The organism is Pseudomonas maioricensis (assembly GCF_022790535.1).
GTDB classification, from domain to species: Bacteria; Pseudomonadota; Gammaproteobacteria; order Pseudomonadales; family Pseudomonadaceae; genus Aquipseudomonas; species Aquipseudomonas maioricensis.
Genome location: NZ_LOHG01000041.1, coordinates 1 through 2,357 on the forward strand (window position 1 = coordinate 1; position 2,357 = coordinate 2,357).

Genomic DNA, 2,357 nt, shown 5'->3' on the forward strand with positions numbered 1-2,357 from the left:
AGGCGGGTGAAGGGCTGGTCACCGACGTGATGCATTTTCAGCAGATTGCCGCCCGCGTCGTATTCATAGCTTTGCGTGTAATTGGCGATCTGGTTGGGATCAGGCGGCAGGTTCTGCAAGTCGGGCAGGGCGGGACCATGGCTTGCGCCGGTTTTGACTTCCCGGCCGGTGGCTTCGATCAGTTGGTACAGGGTGTCGTAACGGTAGCGGTTGATCGGTTCAATTCGCTGGTTGGCAAAGAAACGCACTGGTTGTGCGGTGTCTTGGATCTGTTCAATATTGCCGACCGGGTCGTAGCTGTATTTCAAATGCTGCAAGGGTGCATTGTTACCAAGTGTCGAGCCAAGTTCAGTCAGGTGTCCGGCTTGTGGATCGTATTCCCAGCGGCTTACGACTCCATTACCGGCTGTTTGCCGCTCGACCTGTTCGAACGCGTTGTAATTAATATCGCTGAGCAAGACCTGCTCGCCCAGAGCAACCGACTTCAGTTGGCCTGCGACGGTTTGTTGAACGCGCCGCGTATAACCCATGGCGTCGGTTTGTTCGATCACCTCGCCCAATGCGTTGAAGACCCATTTCGATTCCAGGCCTCCGGACTCCAGCAAGGCATCGCATTCGGCTATCGGCAGCGGCCAATCGGGTATATCCGGGTCGCTCAAAAACTGCCGGACTTCGTTCAGTGGTGATCCGAGCAGGCCGTAGTCCGGGCGACGGATCGTGCCTGCCGTATCGTCATGGCGAGCGAGTTGGTTGCATTGGTTATGCTCAGCAGATTCCGGGCCAGCGTAGGTGAAACGCTCGACGATTTGAGACTGTGATTTCCGTGGGAGCGGCTTTAGCCGGGAAGGCGATGTGTCTGGCGAAGGGGCTGCTGCGATTGAGCTGGCCTCCCAGCTAAAGCCGGTCCCACGGACAGTCTCAGTGGTTTCCCGGATCAATACCGGCCGCAGCAGCTCGTCATATTCAACCTGCCGCTGACTGCCGCGCCCGTCCCAACCCGATAGCAACTGCCCCGCTTCGCCCGGCAGCGTCAACCGCCAGCCAGAGTCGACGCTGTCGGTCGATAACACTTGGCCGGAAAGGCTATACACGCTGCGCTGGTTGGGCGTTGGCAGACGTGGGTCCTGGCTGGCAATCAGGCGGCCAGCGAGGTCGTAAGAGTGGCGAGTTATTCGCGGCTCAGGCTCATCCAGCTCACTACTCCGGCAATATCCAAGGCTACCCACCGCCAGGGCGCGGGGATCGAAGATCGCCACGATAGGGGTGTGAGCATGGAGAGCAATGTTCATAATGTAAGTCTTCGTATTAACAATATTTTAATTTTATAAAAATTCAATAGCACACATTTTAGAAAATATAGAATCGTTTGATTATTGCAATTAACTGAATGAGGCCCTTCTTCCTGGTTTGGGGTTTCGCCAACGACTTTCAGCATTTAATCCAGATTTGTATCCTTGGAAGAATATGTTTTATAATGTTCTGGTTGCAGGTCGTGCGTGGATGCTCATTTTGTTGTCGACCTGAGCGAAGTACTCGATGGGCACTGAGTATTCTGCAGGGTTTACATTGCGCAATTGATCCGCGAATATTTCCGGGCCTGTCATGTGCATGGTTAATTTAAATCGACTAAATAGACCTTCGCCCGGGGCGCTGCGCTTTTTACTCCATCCTAAATTGATTTTCTCCTCTCTGTCTGTCATAAATGGAGCGGTAGTATAGTTGGTGACAACTGTATCGAGGAGTTTTTTAATTATAGGGGATTGAGGTGCTGAAGCTATTACGGCATTGGAAGTAGACTGGCCTTCCAAGCGTGCCAATGCCCCATGGGGGGCCTCCAAAGTTCCGATGCCTCCGGTAACAGCGACATCGGTATCCATGTAAACGCCACCTAAGGAATATACAGCAGCCAGTTCTATTACGTCGCTGCCCGACGCTGGGTTGCTGTAAGGGCCATTGCTCTCTCGCGTAAATATGGATTCTATTATTTTTGTTTGTCCGTAGTGTGCGCTGAGAATATCAAATAGCTCTTGCGTAGTCCTAATGGCTAGCGATGTTCCATGTGTATTTGAAAGGTATCTATCAGCAGGTTGTGAGCTGATTTCCATTTCGCTGAGAGTCGTCAGTGCTCTAGCGTATTTGGAGGTCCAGATATTAACTTCGTAATCAGGATTTAACTGTTTGAACATGAGCGTATTTCGTAGGTGATGTGCGGGGATGTTACTTCCGTCCCAAAAATAGTGAGCGATGGTGGGGACGGGGACATTACCTAACTGATCAATCCTGTTGATTGGGTTGTTTTCCAGCATTTTGAACAGATTTAAATCTTTATTTTTTTGTGATGTGTCCGGATTAATCCA

Annotated in this window: 2 protein-coding genes; both read right to left on the reverse strand. The window is 51.5% G+C overall.

Annotation, left to right across the window (positions count from 1 at the left end; genetic code table 11):
* Positions 1 to 1,289 (reverse strand): RHS repeat domain-containing protein (locus tag AUC61_RS26400; protein WP_422765769.1); only part of this gene is annotated, 1,289 nt, incomplete at its 3' end.
* Positions 1,290 to 1,469: 180 nt separating this feature from the next.
* A partial coding sequence (locus AUC61_RS26405; RefSeq protein ID WP_243249253.1) for a glycosyltransferase occupies positions 1,470 to 2,357 on the reverse strand: 888 nt, incomplete at its 5' end.